We start from the raw sequence: 17322 nt of genomic DNA on the forward strand, positions 1-17322 counted from the left end.
CGCGGCGCGGCCCTTGTGCACGCCGCCGACATCGTGCTCGCAACGGAGGCTCGCGCGTGAGTTTTCCCGGCAAACCCGCCTTCAAGTCCGAAACGCTCGCGCCGGGCATGCGCGTGGGGCTCTATGGCGGGTCGTTCGATCCGCCCCATGCCGGCCATGTGCATGTCGCGCGAACGGCGATGAAGCGGCTGGGCCTTCACCGGGTGTGGTGGCTCGCAAGCCCCGCCAACCCGTTCAAGGCCTGCCCGCCCGCGCCTCTGGACGAGCGCCTTAAATGGATCGAGGACGCCGTGCCCGAGCCGCGCATGGTCGCCTCGGGCTTCGAGGCGCGCCTGCCGTCCTCACGCACCGTCGACGTGATCGCCGCGCTCCAGGCGCGGTTCCCGCGGGTGCGGTTTTACTGGGTGATGGGCGCGGACGGGCTATTGGAGCTTCATCGCTGGAAGGGCTGGGGCGAGATCGCCGCGCGGGTGCCGATCTGCGTGGTCTCGCGGCCCGGCGCGTCGGTGAGGGCGCGCCTGTCGCCGGCCGCGCGCCGGCTCGCGCCCTTCCGCGTGCCGCCCTCTCGGGCCGGCGCGCTCGGGGCCGGGCCGCCGGGGTGGACATATCTGACCGAGCGGTTACATGCTCACGCCTCGCGCGACCTTCGCCGACCCGCCTGAGCCCGCAGCCGCAGCGACCGATCCGAGCGATCCTGGACATCCGATGACCGACACCGCCGAGCCGGGGGAGGGCGCGCTCGCCTTCTTCGAGGACATGCACCCGCACGCCGCCGATTTCCGCGCCGACGTGCTGGCCGGGCTGTCGCGGCCGCAGAAGCTGCTGCACGCGAAGTATTTCTACGACAAGACGGGTTCGGAGATCTTCGACCGGATCACCGAAGCGCCGGAATACTACGTGATGCGCACCGAGCTCGCTCTCCTCGACCGGATCGGGCCCGAGCTGCGCGGCATCGCCGGGCCGGGCGCGGTGGTGCTCGAACCGGGGGCGGGTTCGAGCCTGAAGATCAGAAAACTGCTCGACGCGCTCGACCGCCCCGCCGCCTATGTCGGCATGGACATTTCCGGCGAGCATGTGCGCGAGGCCTGCGCCGACATCGCGCGGGACTATCCCGAGCTGCCCGTCGGCGCGGTGTGCCACGACTTCACCCGCCCGCTCGATCCCGGCGCGCTGCCGATTCCCGACGGCCGCCGCGTGGTCTTCTTCCCCGGCTCGACCATCGGCAATTTCGAGCTGATCGACGCGCTGGCGCTTCTGAAGACGCTGCGCGGCTGGCTGCGCCCCGGCGACGGCATCCTGATCGGCGCGGATCTGAGGAAAAGCCGCGAGACGCTCGAAGCGGCGTATGACGACGCGGGCCGGGCGACGGCGGACTTCAACTACAATCTCGTGGACCGGATCAACGCCGAACTCGACGGCGATATCGACAAGTCCGCGCTGACCTACCGCGCGTTCTGGAACCCCTACCGGTCGCGCGTGGAGATGTATCTGCAGGCGACGAAGGACTTCGATTTCACCGTCGCCGGCAAGCGGTTCACCATCCGCGAGCACGAGACGATCCACACCGAGAACTCGCACAAATTCACCGTCAGCACGTTTCAGGACCTTGCGGTTGCGGCCGGGCTGAAGCCCGCCCATGTATGGGTTCACGAGGACGTGCCCTTCTCCATTCACTGGCTCGAATACGCCGTCGAAGCGTGATAGGGTGCGACCCGGTTCAACAAGGGAGCTTGGACGCTGTCCATAGAACTCAATCGCCGTGAGGCCGACGCCCCCCGCCACGCAGACGCCGTGACGGACGAGAGCGCCGGCTCGATCGGAACCGAAGCGCTCGAAGAGCTGGTGCTCACAGTGCTCGACGACGACAAGGCTGAAGACGTCGTCTCCATCGATCTGCAGGGCAAATCCTCGGTCACCGACGTGATGGTCATCGCCTCGGGCCGGTCCAACAGGCATGTCGGCGCGATCGCCGACCACCTTCTGCGCAAGCTCAAGGAGGCCGGTCACGGCCGGGCGCGCGTGGAGGGGCTGAAGACCTGCGACTGGGTGCTGATCGACGCCGGCGACGTGATCGTCCACGTCTTCCGGCCCGAGGTGCGCCAGTTCTACGATCTGGAGAAGATGTGGTCGGTCGCCCCGGGCGGCGCGGCCTGACGTCTTCGGATCGGCGGGCTCCGCCGGAACGGCCCGTCTCGCCGAAAGGGCTTCGCCGTGCGCTGTGAGATCCGGGCCGTCGGCCGGCTGAAATCCGGGCCTGAGCGCGACCTCGTCGACGACTGGCTGGGCCGGGCCACAGCGCTCGGCCGTTCCCACGGGCTCGGCCCGTTCACCGAGCGCGAGTTCGACCCTCGATCCCTCAAAGACAAGGCCGCCGAGACCGAGGCGCTGACCGCCGATCTTCCGGCCGGGGCGCTGGTCTTCGCGCTGGACGAGACCGGCCGCGACATGACCTCCTCGGCGTTCTGCGAAGCGCTGGCGCGCGCCCGCGACGACGGGGTGCGCGACGCGGTGTTCCTGATCGGCGGGGCGGACGGGCATGATCGCGGCCGCCTGCCCGAGGGCGCGCGGCGTCTGAGCTTCGGCAAGGCGACCTGGCCGCACATGCTGGTGCGCGCCATGCTCGCCGAACAGCTTTACCGGGCGGTCTCGCTGGCCGCCGGCACGCCCTATCACCGCGAGGGATGATGCTCGCCGCTCTCATCGCCGCCAGCCTCGCCTTTCAGGAGCCGCCGCCCGATCCCGAGGCGGCCGAAGCCCTGCGCGAGGAGGCCGAGACGTTGCGCGAAGCCGCGCGCGCCCGCGAACTCGCCGCCGAGGCGGCGAGCGCGGAGATAGCCAGGCTGCAGCGCCGGCTCGTCGAAGCCGCGGACCGGGTCCGCGCCCGCGAAGCCGAAGCCGAGGCGGCGGCCGCGGAGACCGCGCGCCTGGAAGCCGAAGAAGACGCGCTAGTCGCCCGCCTGGCGGCGGAGCGCGAAGGGCTCGCCCGCGTACTCGCCGCGCTTCAGCGCATCGAACAGGCCGACCCGCCTGCGCTGGCGGTCACCCCTGAAGACGCGGTGGAAGCCGCCCGCGCAGCTGCGCTTCTCGCGCGCATCGCGCCCGAGCTCGACGCGCGCGCGGCTGCGGTTCGCGACCGCCTCGAAGAGCTTCGCCGCCTGCGTGAGCGGCTGGGCGATCAGGCCGAGCGGCTGGCCCAGGCGCGCGAAGCGCTCGCCACGACCCGGCAGGAGGTCACCGCGCTGGTCGAGGAGCGCCGCGCCGCCGAGATCGCGCTTCGGGCCGAAGCCGACGAGCTGTCGCGCCGCGCCGCTGAGATCGCCGCGCAGGCTGAAGACCTCGACAGCCTGATCGCGGAGATCCGCCGCTACGCCGAAGCCACGCCGCGCCTCGCGCCGCGGCCCGAACCCGCCGCCGTTCCCGATGACGGCGTGCCGGTTCCCCGCGTCAGGCCTGAACCGGTCGCAGCCGGAACGCTGGTCGACGCCGCGCCGTTGACCGGCCCGGCCGAGACGCTGCGCTTTGCGGACATGCGCGGCCGGCTCGGCCCGCCCGTGCGCGGGCGGCTGACAATCGCCGCCGACGAGCGCGGTCCTGACGGCGCGGTTCGCGACGGGGTCTGGTTCGAGACCGCCTCGCGGGCGAACGTCAGCGCGCCGTTCGACGGCGTGGTGGTCTACGCCGGCCCGTTCCAGAGCTTCGAAGGCGTGTTGATGATCAACACCCCTGACGGATACACTCTCATTCTCGCGGGGTTGGGACTGGTGTACGCTTCTGAAGGGCAGAGCCTTCTGGCCGGCGAACCGGTCGGAGTCATGCCCGACCGTGAAAACCCGCCGCCGATGCTCTATCTGGAGATCAGACGCAGCTCGAACGCGGCAGACGACCCGGAGCTCTGGCTCCGGCCCGAATTTCGCAAGGGGTGACCCCTCGCCGCCCGGCGCCACTGAGGACTGTTCCGAATGCGCATGCACATCCTGGCCTCCGCCGTCTTCTTCGGCCTCGGCGCCGCGACGATCGCAGTCTCCGCCGAGGGCGACGACCGCAATCGCGACGAGACCTTCCGCCAGCTCGAACTGTTCGGGGACGTGCTCTCGCGCATCGAAGCCGATTACGTGACCGAGCCGGACAAGGCGGAGCTGATCGAAAGCGCCATCGACGGCATGCTGCAGGCGCTCGACCCGCATTCGAGCTATCTCAGCCCGGACGACTTCCAGGACATGCAGGTCTCCACCCGCGGCGAGTACGGCGGGGTCGGCATCGAGGTCACCATTCGCGACGAGATGATCACCATCGTCTCTCCGATCGCCGACACGCCGGGCGAGCGCGCCGGTCTGGAATCGGGCGACCGGATCATCGCCGTGGACGGGGACTCCATGCTCGGCGCGGACATGAGCGAAGCGGTCGACCGCATGCGCGGCCCTGAAGGCGAGCCGGTGACGCTGACCATCGCGCGCGAGGGCGTCGATCCGTTCGACGTCACCATCGTGCGCGACATAATCGAGGTAGTGAGCGCGCGCTGGCGGCTCGAGGAGGGCGACACGCCCTATCTGCGCATCACGACCTTCAACGAGCACACGACCGAGAACGTGGTCACCGGCCTGCGCGATCTGACCGAAGCCTATGGCGGGCCGCTGCCGGGCCTGGTGCTTGATCTGCGCTCCAATCCGGGCGGGCTTCTGGACCAGTCGGTGACGGTGTCGAGCCTGTTTCTCGACGGCGGCGAGGTGGTCTCCACCCGCGGCCGCGATCCGCGCGACACCCAGCGCTACAACGCCGATCCGGGCGACATGCTGAACGGCGCGCCGATCGTGGTGCTGATCAATCAGGGCTCGGCCAGCGCGTCGGAAATCGTCACCGGCGCCCTGAAAGACCGCGAGCGGGCGACCGTTCTGGGCATGACCAGCTTCGGCAAGGGCTCGATGCAGACCGTGGTGCCGCTCCGCGGGGGCCGAGACGGCGCGCTGCGCCTGACCACGGCGCGGTATTACACGCCCGCCGGCGTCTCCATCCAGGCCACCGGCATCCTGCCCGACATCGCGGTGTCTGCGCGCCGGATCGATCCTGACGCGCCCTCGCGCTTCACCGAGGCCGATCTGAGGAACGCGCTGACCAACGAGACCGGCGTCGAGCGCGAGGAGATCGACGCGCAGACGGTCGAGCAGCCGCCCGAGGACTGGGACGAGGAGCGCGACTATCAGCTGCACCGCGCCATCGAGGTGCTGCAGGCGATGATGGAGACCGACCAGGCCGCGCTGGAGCGCTGAGCGGGGCCCGGGCTGACGCCGCCCGGCTTCGTTAACGCTTCTTTACGTCTGCGCCGGTAAGGCTCGAACCTCGATTCGGCGCGTGTCGCGCCGCTGACGGAAAACCGAGCATGCCTGGCGAACCGCGCGACAGCTCTCCCTTGCGCAATCCGGCCCTGGCCGGGCTGGCCGCCGCCGTGCTGCTGGCCGGCGGGGTGGGCGTGCTGGCCTTCATCGCAGGCGGCGAACCCGATCCGGTCACCGCCGCCGCAGACATCGCCCGCACCGCGCCTGAAACGTCCGCCTCCACCGAGCTGGCGGAGGCCGATCCCTTCGCCGACGCGCCGGTGGACGGCGTCACACTGCCCGGCGTGGAGGACACCGAGACCGCGCTCGCCGCAGCGCCCGTGGCCGCGCCGCGCCGGCCCCAGGCCCCGCCTGCGCCGGTGAGCGGGCTTTACGAGCCCGGCCCCGGCGGCCCGCTGCCCGTGATCGCCGCTGACGGCCGCCGGCCCGACCAGGTCTACGCCAAGCCCTTCGACGGGGTCGCCGAGGCGCCGACCATCGCGGTGGTCGTCGGCGGGCTGGGCCTGTCCGAACCGCTGACCCGGCGCGCCATCGAGGCGCTGCCTTCGGAAGTCACGCTGAGCTTCGCGGCCTATTCGGAAAACCTGCAGACGCTGATCGATCTGGCGCGCGCGGACGGCCATGAAGTGCTGATCGAACTGCCCATGGAGCCGTTCGACTATCCCAACAACGATCCCGGCCCGCAGACCCTGTTGCTGGACGCTGCGGCCGAAGAGAACCGCCGCCGGCTGATGACGCTGCTGTCGCGGGCGGCCGGATATGCGGGCACGGCGAATTATCTGGGCGCGCGCCTGGGCGCGTCGGAGCCCGCGATGACCTGGCTCTTCACCGAGCTCGAAGCGCGCGGGCTGACCATGATCCATGACGGCGCGGGCCGGCGCGGCGTGATCGACGGCGCGGCCGGGGCCGCCGGCGCGCGGGTCGCGATCGCCGACCGGGTGCTCGATTCAGATCCCGATCCGTCCGCGATCGACGCGCGCCTTCTGGAGCTTGAAGCGCTCGCCCTGCAGAACGGCACGTCGCTGGGCTCGGGCTTCGCCTATCCCGCCACGGTGGAGACCGTCGCAAGCTGGGCCGAGGGGCTGGCCGCCCGCGGCTATCAGCTGGCGCCGGCGAGCTATCTCGTGACGGCGCGCCGCAACCGCGCCGCCGCCGACGCGGAGACATGAGCGCTCCGGACTATCCCGAGCACCGGCCGAACGTCGGCGTGGTGCTGTTCAACACCCAGGGGCTGGTCTGGATCGGCAAGCGCTATGCGAGCTCCGGCCCCTGGACCTGGCAGTTTCCCCAGGGCGGCGTGGATCCCGGCGAGGATATCGAAACCGCCGCGCTGCGCGAGCTTTACGAAGAGACCGGGGCGACCGAAGACCTCGTCGAGCCGCTGGGCGCGATCGAGGACTGGCTGGTCTACGACTTTCCCCCCGACGTGCTCGCCCAGCGCAAGAAGAACCGCTGGAAGGGCCAGAAGCAGCGCTGGTTCGCCTATCGCTTCATCGGCACCGACGCCGCCTTCGACCTGCGCGCCGTGCCGCCCCAGGAATTCGAGACCTTCCGCTGGGAGCGGCTCGAGAGGGTCCCGCAGCTGATCATCCCCTGGAAGCGCGCGGTCTATGAACAGGTCGCAGACGCCTTCGCCCCGTTCGCGGCCGGCTGAAACGCGACAATCTTTGACAAAGCCTGTATGATGGCCGCGCCAGCCAAGGAGCGCCCGCCATGCACGTGTCCCTCACCGAACGCCTGGAAGCCTGGGTCCGCGAGAAGGTCGAAAGCGGGCTCTACAACAACGCCAGCGAAGTCGTCCGCGAAGCCCTGCGCGCCAAGATGCTCGCGGAAATGAGCGAGGCGGAGAAGCTGGAGATCCTCAAGGCCGAGCTCGAGAAGGGCATGGCCGACGTGCGCGCGGGGCGGACGCGGAAATGGGACAAGGACGCCTTCCTCGCCGAGATGCGGGCCGATGCCGACGCGTGAAGTCGAAATATCGCAGGCCGCCGAGCGCGACCTCGAGGCGATCTTCCGCTACACGCGCGAGCGTTGGGGGGAGGCGCAGGCGGTCTCATACATCGAAGCGCTCAACGAAGGCTTCGACGGTATCGCCGAGACGCCGGGGCTGGGTCGCGACCGGTCTGAGGAGATCGAGGGCGGGCGCAGCCGTATCCTGGCCAGGCACGTGGTATTCTACACGTTCACCCGCGAGCGGGCTGTCATCATCCGCGTGCTCCACCCGGCGCAGGATCCGCGGACGCTGCTCGGGCCGGGACCGGACGGCTGACCCCCCTGCGCCGGCTTTCCCTAACGGTGTTGCCGCCCCCGCCCCCCTGTGCTAGTTCGGCGCCGGGCTTGAGAGAGCGGGCGGCGCGGCGCGCCGTGTGCTGACAAAAAAGCCAAGTTCCTACAAGCGCTTGAGGCCCGCTCTGCGGCTTCGTCGTAAGCGCGATCACGAGAAGAAAGCGGCGTTCCAGGTGACCACGCAGACTGATGCGATCACGGGCGAGACGGGCGAGCGTTATGCGCGCGCCCTGTTCGAGCTGGCTGAAGAGGCCGGCGAGCTTCAGGCCGTCGAGTCCGATGTCGACGCGCTGCAGGCCGCGATCGGCGAGAGCGCCGATCTGCGCCGCGCGCTTGCGAGCCCGGTCTACAAGACCGTCGAGAAGGCCGCCGCGCTGAACGCGCTGGCCGGCTCGCTCGGGCTCCACACCATGACCGGCCGGTTCCTCGGCGTGGTCGCGAACAACGGGCGCTCTGCGGAGCTGCCGAAGATCCTGCGCGCCTTCAAGGCGCTCGCGGCGAAGAAGCGCGGCTCGGCGACTGCCGAGATCGTGACCGCCGACGCGCTGACCCAGGCTCAGCTCAAGGAGCTGACCACCGCGCTGAAGACCGCGCTGGGCCGCGACGTGGAAGTGCGCACCGAGGTGCGTGAAGACATAATCGGCGGGCTGATCGTCAAGGTCGGCTCGCGCATGTTCGACTCCTCCCTCAAGACCAAGCTTGAGGGGCTGCGCAAAACGATGAAAGAGGCGTAGGCCATGGACATCCGGGCGGCGGAAATCTCCGCGATCCTCAAAGAGCAGATCAAGAATTTCGGCGCGGAGGCGGACGTCTCCGACGTCGGTCAGGTGCTGTCGGTGGGCGACGGCATCGCCCGCGTCTACGGCCTCGACGAGGTCCAGGCCGGCGAACTCGTCGAGTTCCCGGGCGGGGTTAAGGGCATGGCCCTGAACCTCGAGCGCGACAATGTCGGCGTGGTGATCTTCGGCGACGACCGGGGCATCAAGGAAGGCGACACCGTCAAGCGTCTGGGCTCGATCGTCGACGCGCCGGTGGGCAAGGGCCTTCTGGGCCGCGTCGTCAACGCGCTGGGCGAGCCGATCGACGGCAAGGGCCCGATCGAAGACATCGCCGAGCGCCGCATCGTCGACGTGAAGGCGCCGGGCATCCTGCCGCGCAAATCGGTGCACGAGCCGATGGCCACCGGCATCAAGGCGATCGACTCCATGATCCCGATCGGCCGCGGCCAGCGCGAGCTGATCATCGGCGACCGTCAGACCGGCAAGACCGCGATCGCGCTCGACACCATCCTGAACCAGAAAGCCGCCAACCAGGGCGACGACGAGAGCGCCAAGCTCTACTGCGTCTACGTGGTGGTCGGCCAGAAGCGCTCCACGGTGGCGCAGCTTGTCAAGACGCTCGAGGAAAACGGCGCGATGGACTACTCCATCGTCGTCGCCGCGACCGCGTCCGACCCGGCCCCGATGCAGTTCCTGGCGCCGTTCACCGGCTGCGCGATGGGTGAGTATTTCCGCGACAACGCGATGCACGCCCTGATCATCTACGACGATCTGTCCAAGCAGGCCGTCGCCTATCGTCAGATGTCGCTGCTGCTGCGCCGCCCGCCGGGCCGCGAAGCCTATCCCGGCGACGTGTTCTACCTGCACTCCCGCCTGCTCGAGCGCGCGGCGAAGATGAACGACGAGCTGGGCGCGGGTTCGCTGACGGCGCTGCCGATCATCGAAACCCAGGCCAACGACGTGTCGGCCTACATCCCGACCAACGTGATCTCGATCACCGACGGTCAGATCTTCCTCGAGACCGACCTGTTCTACCAGGGCGTCCGCCCGGCGGTGAACGTGGGTCTGTCGGTCAGCCGCGTGGGTTCGGCCGCTCAGACCAAGGCCACCAAGCAGGCCGCCGGCAAGATCAAGGGCGAGCTCGCCCAGTACCGCGAAATGGCCGCCTTCGCCCAGTTCGGCTCCGATCTGGACGCGGCGACCCAGAAGCTTCTGGCGCGCGGCGAGCGTCTGACCGAGCTGCTCAAGCAGCCGCAGTTCAGCCCGCTGTCGATGGAAGAGCAGGTCTGCGTGATGTACGCGGGCACGCGCGGCTATCTCGACAAGCTGCCGGTGAACAAGGTCGGCCGCTACGAAGCCGAGCTTCTGCGTCACCTGCACGCGGAGAAGTCTTCGATGCTGAACAAGATCCGCACCGAGAAGAAGCTCTCCGACGACACCGAGGCCGAGCTGAAGAAGACGCTCGACGCCTTCACGGCGAACTTCGGCTAAGCGCGCGGCACGAACAGGCGCCGGGCGGGCGAAGGCCGCACGCCCGGTGCTGAACTGAAAGGCTGGTCAGGACACGCCATGGCGTCTCTCAAGGACCTGAAAAACCGGATCAACTCGGTCAACTCGACCAAGAAGATCACCAAGGCGATGCAGATGGTCGCCGCCGCGAAGCTGCGCCGCGCGCAGGACGCGGCCGAGGCCGCGCGCCCCTACGCCGAGCGCATGGCTGCGGTGATGGCGAACCTGTCCTCGGCCATGGACGGCCCGGACGCGCCGCGTCTTCTGGTCGGCACGGGCGCGGACGACACGTATCTGCTCGTCGTGGCCACGGCCGATCGCGGCCTGTGCGGCGGCTTCAACACCAATATCGTGCGCCTGGCCCGCGAGCGGATCAGCGCGCTGATCTCGGCGGGCAAGACGGTGAAGGTCTTCACCGTCGGCAAGAAGGGCTATGAGCAGCTCAAGCGCCTGCACGCCGACAAGATCGTCGAGCGGATGGAGCTCAAGGACGTCAAGAAGATCGACGGCGCGGTCGCCGGCTCGATCGGCGAGAAGGTCCGCACCCTGTTCGATCAGGGCGCGTTCGACGTCTGCGAAGTGATCAGCTCGGAATTCGTTTCGGTGATCAGCCAGAAGCCGCGCGCCCAGACCCTGATCCCGGCGCGCGACGCGATCGACGAGAGCGTCGAGCGGCCCGATCTCAAGGGCGCGATCTACGAGTACGAGCCCGATGAGGAGACCATCCTCGCCGACCTGCTGCCGAAATATGTGAACACGGTCATCCTGTCGGCTCTGCTGGAGAACGCGGCCGGCGAGATGGGGGCCAAGATGGCCGCCATGGACGCCGCCACGCGCAACGCCGGCGAGCTGATCGACAAGCTGAACCTGGAATACAACCGCACCCGCCAGGCCAAGATCACCAAGGAGCTGATCGAGATCATCTCCGGGGCCGAGGCGGTCTAAGGGCGAACGTTGAGGAACACCGGCGGGCGCCCGCGCCGCCGAACGAGGAAGACGAGAGGCTGAGACGATGAGCAATCTCAAGGGCCGTATCGCGCAGGTCACCGGCGCGGTGGTGGACGTGGAGTTCGAGGGCGGTCTGCCCGAGATCCTCAACGCTCTGGAGACCATGAACGGGGACCGCAAGCTGGTTCTGGAAGTGGCGCAGCACCTGGGCGAGAACGCCGTGCGCACCATCGCCATGGACGCCACCGAAGGCCTCAAGCGCGGCCAGGACGTCACCGACACCGGCACGCCGATCCAGGTTCCCGTGGGCCCGGCGACGCTGGGACGCATCCTGAACGTGACCGGCGAAGCCATCGACGAGGCCGGCGAGGTCAACGCGGAAGGCACCGCGCCGATCCACCGTCCGGCGCCGGCCTTCGAGGATCAGTCCACCGAAGCGGAAATCCTGCCCACCGGCATCAAGGTCGTCGACCTGCTCTGCCCCTACGCCAAGGGCGGCAAGATCGGCCTGTTCGGCGGCGCGGGCGTGGGCAAGACCGTGCTCATCCAGGAGCTGATCAACAACATCGCCAAGCTGTTCGGCGGTTACTCGGTGTTCGCCGGCGTCGGCGAGCGCACCCGTGAAGGCAACGACCTTTACTACGAGATGATCGAATCGGGCGTGAATGTCGACCCGAAGAAGAACAACGGCTCCACCGAAGGCTCGCGCTGCGCGCTGGTGTTCGGCCAGATGAACGAACCGCCGGGCGCGCGCGCCCGGGTGGCGCTGTCCGGCCTCGCCCAGGCGGAATACTTCCGCGACGAGGAAGGCAAGGACGTGCTGTTCTTCGTGGACAACATCTTCCGCTTCACCCAGGCCGGCGCCGAAGTGTCCGCGCTGCTGGGCCGCATCCCGTCGGCGGTGGGCTATCAGCCGACCCTGTCCACCGACATGGGCGCGCTGCAGGAGCGGATCACCTCGACCAAGAAGGGCTCGATCACCTCGGTGCAGGCCGTCTACGTGCCCGCCGACGACCTGACCGACCCGGCCCCGGCCACCACCTTCGCCCACCTCGACGCGACGACGGTTCTTAACCGCTCGATCGCCGAGAAGGGCATCTACCCGGCCGTGGACCCGCTCGATTCCACCTCGCGCATCCTCGAGCCGCGCATCGTGGGTGAAGAGCACTATCAGACCGCCCGCCGCGTGCAGGAGATCCTCCAGCGCTACAAGGCGCTTCAGGACATCATCGCGATCCTGGGCATGGACGAGCTCTCCGAAGAAGACAAGCTGACCGTGGCGCGCGCCCGCAAGATCGAGCGCTTCCTCAGCCAGCCCTTCGACGTGGCCGAAGTGTTCACCGGCTCGCCGGGCATCCAGGTGCCGGTCGAAGACACCGTCAAAGGCTTCAAGGCGATCTGCGACGGCGAATACGACCACCTGCCCGAGCCGGCCTTCTACATGGTCGGCACCATCGAGGACGCCGTGAAGAAAGCCGAGCAGCTCGCCGCGGACGCGGCGTAAGGTCCGATGCTGCGCGCGGCGCTCCTGTGGCTCGGATCGGCCTGGCTCGATCACGCCGCCGGGACGCTGCGCGCGATCGGTCTCGCATTGTTTCTCGCGGCCATTCTTGCGGATGAGGGCGTGAGTATCGAACTGCTCGGCGTCGGTGCTATAGTCTTGCTCGTCAGCCCCTTCGTCGCCCGAACGGCGGCGAGCGTTGAACGGAGCGAAGACCATGATTGAGGACGCGACGCCGTTCGTGATTTTCGGGGGGTTCTTCGCCGTCATCGGCGTTTTGCTCGCCGCGATGGGAATATTTGCGGATCTCCGACCACGCGAGGCCGGGGATCGCCGCGGAGACGGAAAGCAAAATGGCTGACAAGCTCAATTTCGATCTGGTCGCGCCCGAGGCGCGCGTGTTCGCCGGTCAGGTGGACATGGTCGTGGTGCCCGGCAGCGAGGGCGATTTCGGCGTGCTCGCCGGCCACGCCCCCTTCATGTCGACGATCCGCTCCGGCGCGATCGCGATCCATGACGGCGGCCAGGTGACCCGCACCTTCATCCATGGCGGCTTCGCCGAGGTGACCCCGGCCGGGCTGACCATCCTCGCCGAGGAAGCGCTCGACCTGTCCACGATCGACCCGAGCGAAGTCGAGCGCCAGCTGACCGAAGCCCGCGAAGACGCAGGTCAGGCCCGCGACGAGGCCGAGCGCCGCGAATGTGAGGCCCGCATCGAGAAGCTCGAAGCCCTGATGGCGGCGATCCGCAACTAGCGCGGCGCGTCGCGCCAGACGAACGAACCCCGCGCCCGGTGAAGGCGCGGGGTTTTTCGTGTCAGCCCATAACCCCCGGCGTGTAGCTCCACGGGGTGAGCCCGGCCCAGCCATAGGTGAACATCCAGCCCCAGGCGAGCACTAGCAGGGCGCTGGTCAGGCCGGCCTGGGCTCGGGCGAACAGGCGCACGTCCTGTGCGCGCACCGCTGCCCACACGCCCACCAGCGCGATCGGGCCGAAGGCGAGCGTGCCCAGCTGCAAGACGCGCCCGCCGAGGCTGGGTCCGGCGAAATTCGCCAGCACGTCGCCCATGCTCAGCATCATGAGCGCGCCCATGCCCAGCCCGAAGGAGAGCGCGGCGAGGCTCGGCCAGGTCCAGACCCGCCAGCGGTTCTGCCCGGCGAACACGCCGAACGGGCGTGCGGCCGCCCAGACGAGAAGCGTGATCAGCCCGGCGATCAGCGCGACCAGCGTCGCGATCCACAGCGCGACCGGCGCGCCCAGGCGCAGGGCGCTGGTCTGGCTGAAGGTCTCGCCGCCGCCATAGACGAGCTCCCATCCGCGCGGGCCTTCGATGAGGGCGAGGCGTTTGAACGGCTCGTCGGTCTTGTAGAAGCGGCCGCCGCCCATGGGCGTATAACGCAGCGGTTCCGACCCGAGTCCGCGCGCCACGCAGAGCTCCGCGCCGCATGCGGTGACGCTGATCGGCTCGAACAGGTCGATCAGGGCGCGGGTCATCTCCTGGCGGGGATTGACGATGCGGTAGGTTCCCGCCGCGCTGTCGGCCAGCGTCCAGCCGGGCGCGGGTTCGGGCGCGGGCTGGGCCCCGCCCAGGGCGTCGCGCAGCGCTCGCCGCATGTTGCGGATGGCCGGGCCGGAGGTGTTGACCATCAGGGCGTAGGCCATGCCGGTCTGCCGGTTGTAGAAGACCTCGGCCTGGGCTGCGTCGATCGCGCCGTTATGGCCGATCCAGAGGCCGGTCTCGTCCCGGCTCTCGAAAAGCCCCAGACCGTAAGGGTTTCCGCCGTTCTGCGCTGAAACGCTGGTCTCGCCGCGCTCCATGCGCGCCACCGTCGGGGACGTCATGAAACCCGCCCCGTCCGTCATCAGGACAGCGCCCACCGTCACCAGATCGCGCGCGCTGATCGCGAGCGCGCCGGACGGGCCGGCCCAGATGCGGGTGAAGTCCGATCGTTCACCGTCGCTCGCATAGCTCGCAGGGCGGATCTCGCCGTCCTGATCGAAGCTCGCCGTCTCGAGTCCCAGCGGATCGAAGATCAGCGCCTCCATCGCCTGCTCGAAGGGCCGGCCAGTCTCGATCTCGATCACCCGGCCGATCACGGCGGGGCCTGAATTGGCGTAGCTGTGATAGAGCCCCGGCGCCCAGCGGGCCGTCCGCGAGCGGGGATTGTCGGCCAGGCCTTCGGCGATCGTGGTGCCTTCGGGGAAGCTGCGATATTCCTGAAGCTGGATGTCGTCCCAGCCCGCGGTGTGCTCGACGAGGTGCACCAGGCGCACCGGGGCCTCGTCCTCCCAGCGATTGGTGAAGGCGATTTCCGGCGCAATGTCGGCCAGGGGCGTGTCGAGGTCGAGCCGGCCAGCCTCGACCAGCCGCATCGCCGCCATCGCGGTCAGCAGCTTGGACACCGAACCGGCGCGGAAGGGCGTGTCCCCGGTCGCCTCGATCCCGGCTTCGCGGTCGGCATAGCCGATCCCGTCGGCGAAGATCACCCCGTTCGCGTCAGCCAGCGCCCAGCTCGCGCCGACCACGTCGTGGTCTTCGGCGATCTCGTCGAGGCGCTCGTCTAGCGCGGCGAGTTCGGGCGGGAGGTCCTGCGCCAAGGCGTCGGCGTGCGGCAGGCAGAGCGCGGCGATTGCGGCGGCGGCCGCGGCGAAACGGTTGAACATGAGCGTCCCCTTGAAAGCGTCGCCCCTAGGATGCGCATCATGCGCCGTCCGGATGCCCCCGTCCTGTCTAAAGGAAGGAATAGGGCTCGATGTCGACGTTCACCCGGACGCTGGCGGGCGCTTTGAACCGGGCGGTCCAGGCGCGCATATAGGCGCTGACGTCGATCGACTTGCCCGCCTGCACTAAAAAGCGCTTGCGCCACCGGCCGCGCACCACGCCCAGGGGCGCCTCTGCGGGGCCGAACACCTCCACGCCTTCAGCGGCCGGGGCGGCGGCGGCGATCATGCGCGCGGCGTCGTCCAGAACCTCGGGGTCGGGCGCTGACAGGATCATCGCGGCGAGCCGGCCGAACGGGGGCAGGCCGAGCGTTTCGCGCATCATGCGTTCAGCGCTCAGAAAGCCCGCCCGGTCGCCCGCGGCGAGCGCCTGCAGCGCCTCGTGCTCGGGCTTCCAGGTCTGAAGGATCGCCCGGCCGGGGCGATCCGCGCGCCCGGCGCGGCCGGCGGCCTGCACCAGCGTCTGATAGGTGCGCTCCCCGGCCCTGAGATCGCCGCCGGCGAGCCCGAGATCGGCGTCGACCACGCCCACCAGCGTCAGGCGGGGGAAGTTGTGGCCCTTCGCGGCGATCTGGGTGCCCACGAGGATGTCGATCTCGCCCGCCTCCATGCGCGAGACGACGTCGCGCACCGCGTCGCCGGACTGGGCGGTGTCGGAGCTGAAGACCTCGACCTTCGCTTCGGGGAAGCGCCGGGCGGCTTCTTCTGCGACCCGTTCGACGCCGGGGCCGACCCCGATCAGGCTGTCGAGCGCCCCGCACTCGGGGCAGGCTTTGGGCTTGGGCATGGAAAACCCGGTGACATGGCAGACCAGCCGGCCGGTATAGCGATGCTCGACCAGCCAGCGGTCCGCCTCCGGGCTCTTCATCTTGTGACCGCAGGACTTGCACAGCACCAGCGGCGCAAAGCCGCGGCGGTTGAGATAGAGCAAAGCCTGCTCGCCGCGCGCCAGCGTTTCGGCCACCGCGTCGACCAGAGGCGGGCTGAGCCAGTCGCCCTTCTCGGGCGGGGAGAGCCTTAAATCGAGCAGCTCGATGTCGGGCAGAACTGCGCCGGCAGCCCGGCCGGGCAGGACGACATGGACGTAGCGCCCGGCTTCTGCGTTCACCAGGCTCTCCATAGAGGGCGTGGCGCTCGCCAGGATCGTCATCGCGCCTGAGAGTTTCGAGCGCGCCACGGCGAGATCGCGGGCGTTATAGGCGAGATTGTCGTCCTGCTTGTAGGTGGGGTCGTGTTCTTCGTCGACGATCACCATTCTGGGGTTCGGCAGGGGCAGGAAGATCGCCGAACGCGCCCCGGCCACGATCCGCGCCCGGCCCGAGGCCGCCTCGCGCCAGACCCGGCGGCGGTCCTTGTCGGGAAGGGAGGAATGCCACAGCGCAGGCGCCGCGCCGAACCGCTCTTCAAAGCGCCGGGTCACGGCCTGTGTCAGCGCGATCTCGGGCAGAAGCACCAGGATCTGCGCGTCGGGCTCGCGGCGCAGAAGCTCGGCGATCGCCTCGAAATAGACCTCGGTCTTGCCCGATCCCGTAACCCCGTCCAGCAGGGCCGCCTGAAACCCGCCCGCGGCCACCAGACGGCGCAGGGTCGCCGCCGCGCGGGCCTGGATGTCGCTCAGCGCCAGCCCCTCGCGATAGGGGTCGGGCGCGTCGAAGGGCGGATCGACGGGCAGGTCCTCGGCCTCGAGCGCGCCGGCTTCGGCCAGCCCCTTCACCACCGAGCTCGACACCCCCGCCCGGCGCGCCAACTCGGCGGCGGAGGCGGGGCCGTCTTCGGCCGCGTCCAGCACGGCGCGGCGCGCCGGGGTCAGCCGGGCGATTTTCTCCCCCGTGGGCCTGTAGACCGTCTCGACCGGGGAGGGTTTCAGCGCCGCCGGCGAACGCAGCACGGCGCGCAGGATCACGCCGGGCGGCTCGACCAGATAGCGTGCGGTCCAGTCGATGAAATCGCGCACGCCGTCGGACAGAGGCGGGCCGCATATCACCTGATCGACGGGTTTGAGCGCGCGCGCGCCGTCATGCTCGCCGACCGACCAGACCACGCCGGGCACGCTGCGCTTGCCCAGAGGCGCGAGCACGTGATCGCCCGGCGCCAGGACGGCGCCGTCTGGGATCTCGTAGTCGAACGGCTCGGGCAGCGGCATGGGAAACAGCACGCTCGCCCGGCGCCGGGCGCCGAAAAGGGTCATCGCCACCGCCGCAAGGTGAATCGGATCTGGTACGAGCCTAGCAAACCTCAGGGCCGAGCG

General features: G+C 69.3%; 19 protein-coding genes. 17 read left to right on the forward strand and 2 right to left on the reverse strand.

Going from position 1 to position 17322, the window contains the following annotated elements; genetic code table 11:
* Positions 1-56: 56 nt before the first annotated feature.
* The 17 genes from ABL308_05900 (at position 57) to ABL308_05980 (ending at position 13108) form a co-directional block, all read left to right on the forward strand.
* Positions 57-662, forward strand: coding sequence for a nicotinate-nucleotide adenylyltransferase (locus ABL308_05900; protein ID XBQ17411.1), 606 nt, complete (start codon positions 57-59; stop codon positions 660-662).
* Positions 625-1701, forward strand: a complete 1077-nt coding sequence (egtD, locus tag ABL308_05905; protein XBQ17412.1) for an L-histidine N(alpha)-methyltransferase — start codon at positions 625-627, stop codon at positions 1699-1701. Before ABL308_05900 ends, egtD begins: the two co-directional genes overlap by 38 nt.
* Positions 1702-1791: 90 nt before the next feature.
* Positions 1792-2154: a ribosome silencing factor gene (gene rsfS / locus ABL308_05910; GenBank protein ID XBQ17413.1), complete on the forward strand. Its 363-nt coding sequence runs from the start codon at positions 1792-1794 to the stop codon at positions 2152-2154.
* Between the two features lie 57 nt (positions 2155-2211).
* Positions 2212-2685 (forward strand): 23S rRNA (pseudouridine(1915)-N(3))-methyltransferase RlmH, encoded by a 474-nt coding sequence (locus ABL308_05915; GenBank protein ID XBQ17414.1) that lies wholly within the window; start codon positions 2212-2214, stop codon positions 2683-2685.
* The gene (locus ABL308_05920) at positions 2685-3923 is read left to right on the forward strand and encodes a peptidoglycan DD-metalloendopeptidase family protein (protein XBQ17415.1); all 1239 of its coding nucleotides are present in this window, start codon (positions 2685-2687) and stop codon (positions 3921-3923) included. The genes ABL308_05915 and ABL308_05920 overlap by 1 nt, the downstream gene beginning before the upstream one ends.
* Positions 3924-3959: 36 nt before the next feature.
* The gene (locus ABL308_05925) at positions 3960-5264 is read left to right on the forward strand and encodes a S41 family peptidase (protein ID XBQ17416.1); all 1305 of its coding nucleotides are present in this window, start codon (positions 3960-3962) and stop codon (positions 5262-5264) included.
* Positions 5265-5374: 110 nt separating this feature from the next.
* Positions 5375-6499 (forward strand): divergent polysaccharide deacetylase family protein, encoded by a 1125-nt coding sequence (locus ABL308_05930; protein XBQ17417.1) that lies wholly within the window; start codon positions 5375-5377, stop codon positions 6497-6499.
* On the forward strand, positions 6496-6984 hold the full coding sequence (locus ABL308_05935; GenBank protein XBQ17418.1) for an RNA pyrophosphohydrolase: 489 nt from the start codon (positions 6496-6498) through the stop codon (positions 6982-6984). Before ABL308_05930 ends, ABL308_05935 begins: the two co-directional genes overlap by 4 nt.
* 59 nt (positions 6985-7043) lie before the next feature.
* Entirely contained in the window at positions 7044-7298 is a 255-nt protein-coding gene (locus ABL308_05940; protein XBQ17419.1) for a type II toxin-antitoxin system ParD family antitoxin, read from the forward strand.
* On the forward strand, positions 7285-7599 hold the full coding sequence (locus tag ABL308_05945) for a type II toxin-antitoxin system RelE/ParE family toxin (GenBank protein XBQ17420.1): 315 nt from the start codon (positions 7285-7287) through the stop codon (positions 7597-7599). The genes ABL308_05940 and ABL308_05945 overlap by 14 nt, the downstream gene beginning before the upstream one ends.
* Positions 7600-7789: 190 nt before the next feature.
* The gene (locus ABL308_05950) at positions 7790-8350 is read left to right on the forward strand and encodes a F0F1 ATP synthase subunit delta (GenBank protein XBQ17421.1); all 561 of its coding nucleotides are present in this window, start codon (positions 7790-7792) and stop codon (positions 8348-8350) included.
* Between the two features lie 3 nt (positions 8351-8353).
* Positions 8354-9886: a F0F1 ATP synthase subunit alpha gene (gene atpA, locus ABL308_05955; protein ID XBQ17422.1), complete on the forward strand. Its 1533-nt coding sequence runs from the start codon at positions 8354-8356 to the stop codon at positions 9884-9886.
* A gap of 78 nt (positions 9887-9964) precedes the next feature.
* Positions 9965-10849 (forward strand): F0F1 ATP synthase subunit gamma, encoded by an 885-nt coding sequence (locus ABL308_05960; GenBank protein ID XBQ17423.1) that lies wholly within the window; start codon positions 9965-9967, stop codon positions 10847-10849.
* Positions 10850-10916: 67 nt separating this feature from the next.
* The gene (gene atpD, locus ABL308_05965; GenBank protein ID XBQ17424.1) at positions 10917-12356 is read left to right on the forward strand and encodes a F0F1 ATP synthase subunit beta; all 1440 of its coding nucleotides are present in this window, start codon (positions 10917-10919) and stop codon (positions 12354-12356) included.
* 6 nt (positions 12357-12362) lie between these two features.
* On the forward strand, positions 12363-12578 hold the full coding sequence (locus tag ABL308_05970) for a hypothetical protein (GenBank protein ID XBQ17425.1): 216 nt from the start codon (positions 12363-12365) through the stop codon (positions 12576-12578).
* Entirely contained in the window at positions 12571-12714 is a 144-nt protein-coding gene (locus ABL308_05975) for a hypothetical protein (GenBank protein ID XBQ17426.1), read from the forward strand. Before ABL308_05970 ends, ABL308_05975 begins: the two co-directional genes overlap by 8 nt.
* Positions 12707-13108, forward strand: coding sequence for a F0F1 ATP synthase subunit epsilon (locus ABL308_05980; GenBank protein XBQ17427.1), 402 nt, complete (start codon positions 12707-12709; stop codon positions 13106-13108). The genes ABL308_05975 and ABL308_05980 overlap by 8 nt, the downstream gene beginning before the upstream one ends.
* 61 nt (positions 13109-13169) lie before the next feature.
* Here ABL308_05980 and ABL308_05985 read toward each other — a convergent pair whose 3' ends face one another.
* The gene (locus ABL308_05985; protein XBQ17428.1) at positions 13170-15017 is read right to left on the reverse strand and encodes a serine hydrolase domain-containing protein; all 1848 of its coding nucleotides are present in this window, start codon (positions 15015-15017) and stop codon (positions 13170-13172) included.
* A gap of 67 nt (positions 15018-15084) precedes the next feature.
* Positions 15085-17262 (reverse strand): primosomal protein N', encoded by a 2178-nt coding sequence (locus ABL308_05990; GenBank protein ID XBQ17429.1) that lies wholly within the window; start codon positions 17260-17262, stop codon positions 15085-15087.
* Between the last annotated feature and the right edge of the window lie 60 nt (positions 17263-17322).

This window comes from Oceanicaulis sp. (assembly GCA_040112665.1).
In the GTDB taxonomy this organism is placed as follows: Bacteria; Pseudomonadota; Alphaproteobacteria; order Caulobacterales; family Maricaulaceae; genus Oceanicaulis.

Bases quoted from the DNA above. Each gene is read 5' to 3' on its own strand.
- egtD (XBQ17412.1), top strand. From the start codon at position 625: ATGCTCACGCCTCGCGCGACCTTCGCCGACCCGCCTGAGCCCGCAGCC.
- ABL308_05920 (XBQ17415.1), top strand. From the start codon at position 2,685: ATGCTCGCCGCTCTCATCGCCGCCAGCCTCGCCTTTCAGGAGCCGCCG.
- ABL308_05925 (XBQ17416.1), top strand. From the start codon at position 3,960: ATGCGCATGCACATCCTGGCCTCCGCCGTCTTCTTCGGCCTCGGCGCC.
- ABL308_05930 (XBQ17417.1), top strand. From the start codon at position 5,375: ATGCCTGGCGAACCGCGCGACAGCTCTCCCTTGCGCAATCCGGCCCTG.
- ABL308_05935 (XBQ17418.1), top strand. From the start codon at position 6,496: ATGAGCGCTCCGGACTATCCCGAGCACCGGCCGAACGTCGGCGTGGTG.
- ABL308_05940 (XBQ17419.1), top strand. From the start codon at position 7,044: ATGCACGTGTCCCTCACCGAACGCCTGGAAGCCTGGGTCCGCGAGAAG.
- ABL308_05945 (XBQ17420.1), top strand. From the start codon at position 7,285: ATGCCGACGCGTGAAGTCGAAATATCGCAGGCCGCCGAGCGCGACCTC.
- atpA (XBQ17422.1), top strand. From the start codon at position 8,354: ATGGACATCCGGGCGGCGGAAATCTCCGCGATCCTCAAAGAGCAGATC.
- ABL308_05960 (XBQ17423.1), top strand. From the start codon at position 9,965: ATGGCGTCTCTCAAGGACCTGAAAAACCGGATCAACTCGGTCAACTCG.
- atpD (XBQ17424.1), top strand. From the start codon at position 10,917: ATGAGCAATCTCAAGGGCCGTATCGCGCAGGTCACCGGCGCGGTGGTG.
- ABL308_05970 (XBQ17425.1), top strand. From the start codon at position 12,363: ATGCTGCGCGCGGCGCTCCTGTGGCTCGGATCGGCCTGGCTCGATCAC.
- ABL308_05975 (XBQ17426.1), top strand. From the start codon at position 12,571: ATGATTGAGGACGCGACGCCGTTCGTGATTTTCGGGGGGTTCTTCGCC.
- ABL308_05980 (XBQ17427.1), top strand. From the start codon at position 12,707: ATGGCTGACAAGCTCAATTTCGATCTGGTCGCGCCCGAGGCGCGCGTG.
- ABL308_05985 (XBQ17428.1), bottom strand. From the start codon at position 15,017: ATGTTCAACCGTTTCGCCGCGGCCGCCGCCGCAATCGCCGCGCTCTGC.
- ABL308_05990 (XBQ17429.1), bottom strand. From the start codon at position 17,262: ATGACCCTTTTCGGCGCCCGGCGCCGGGCGAGCGTGCTGTTTCCCATG.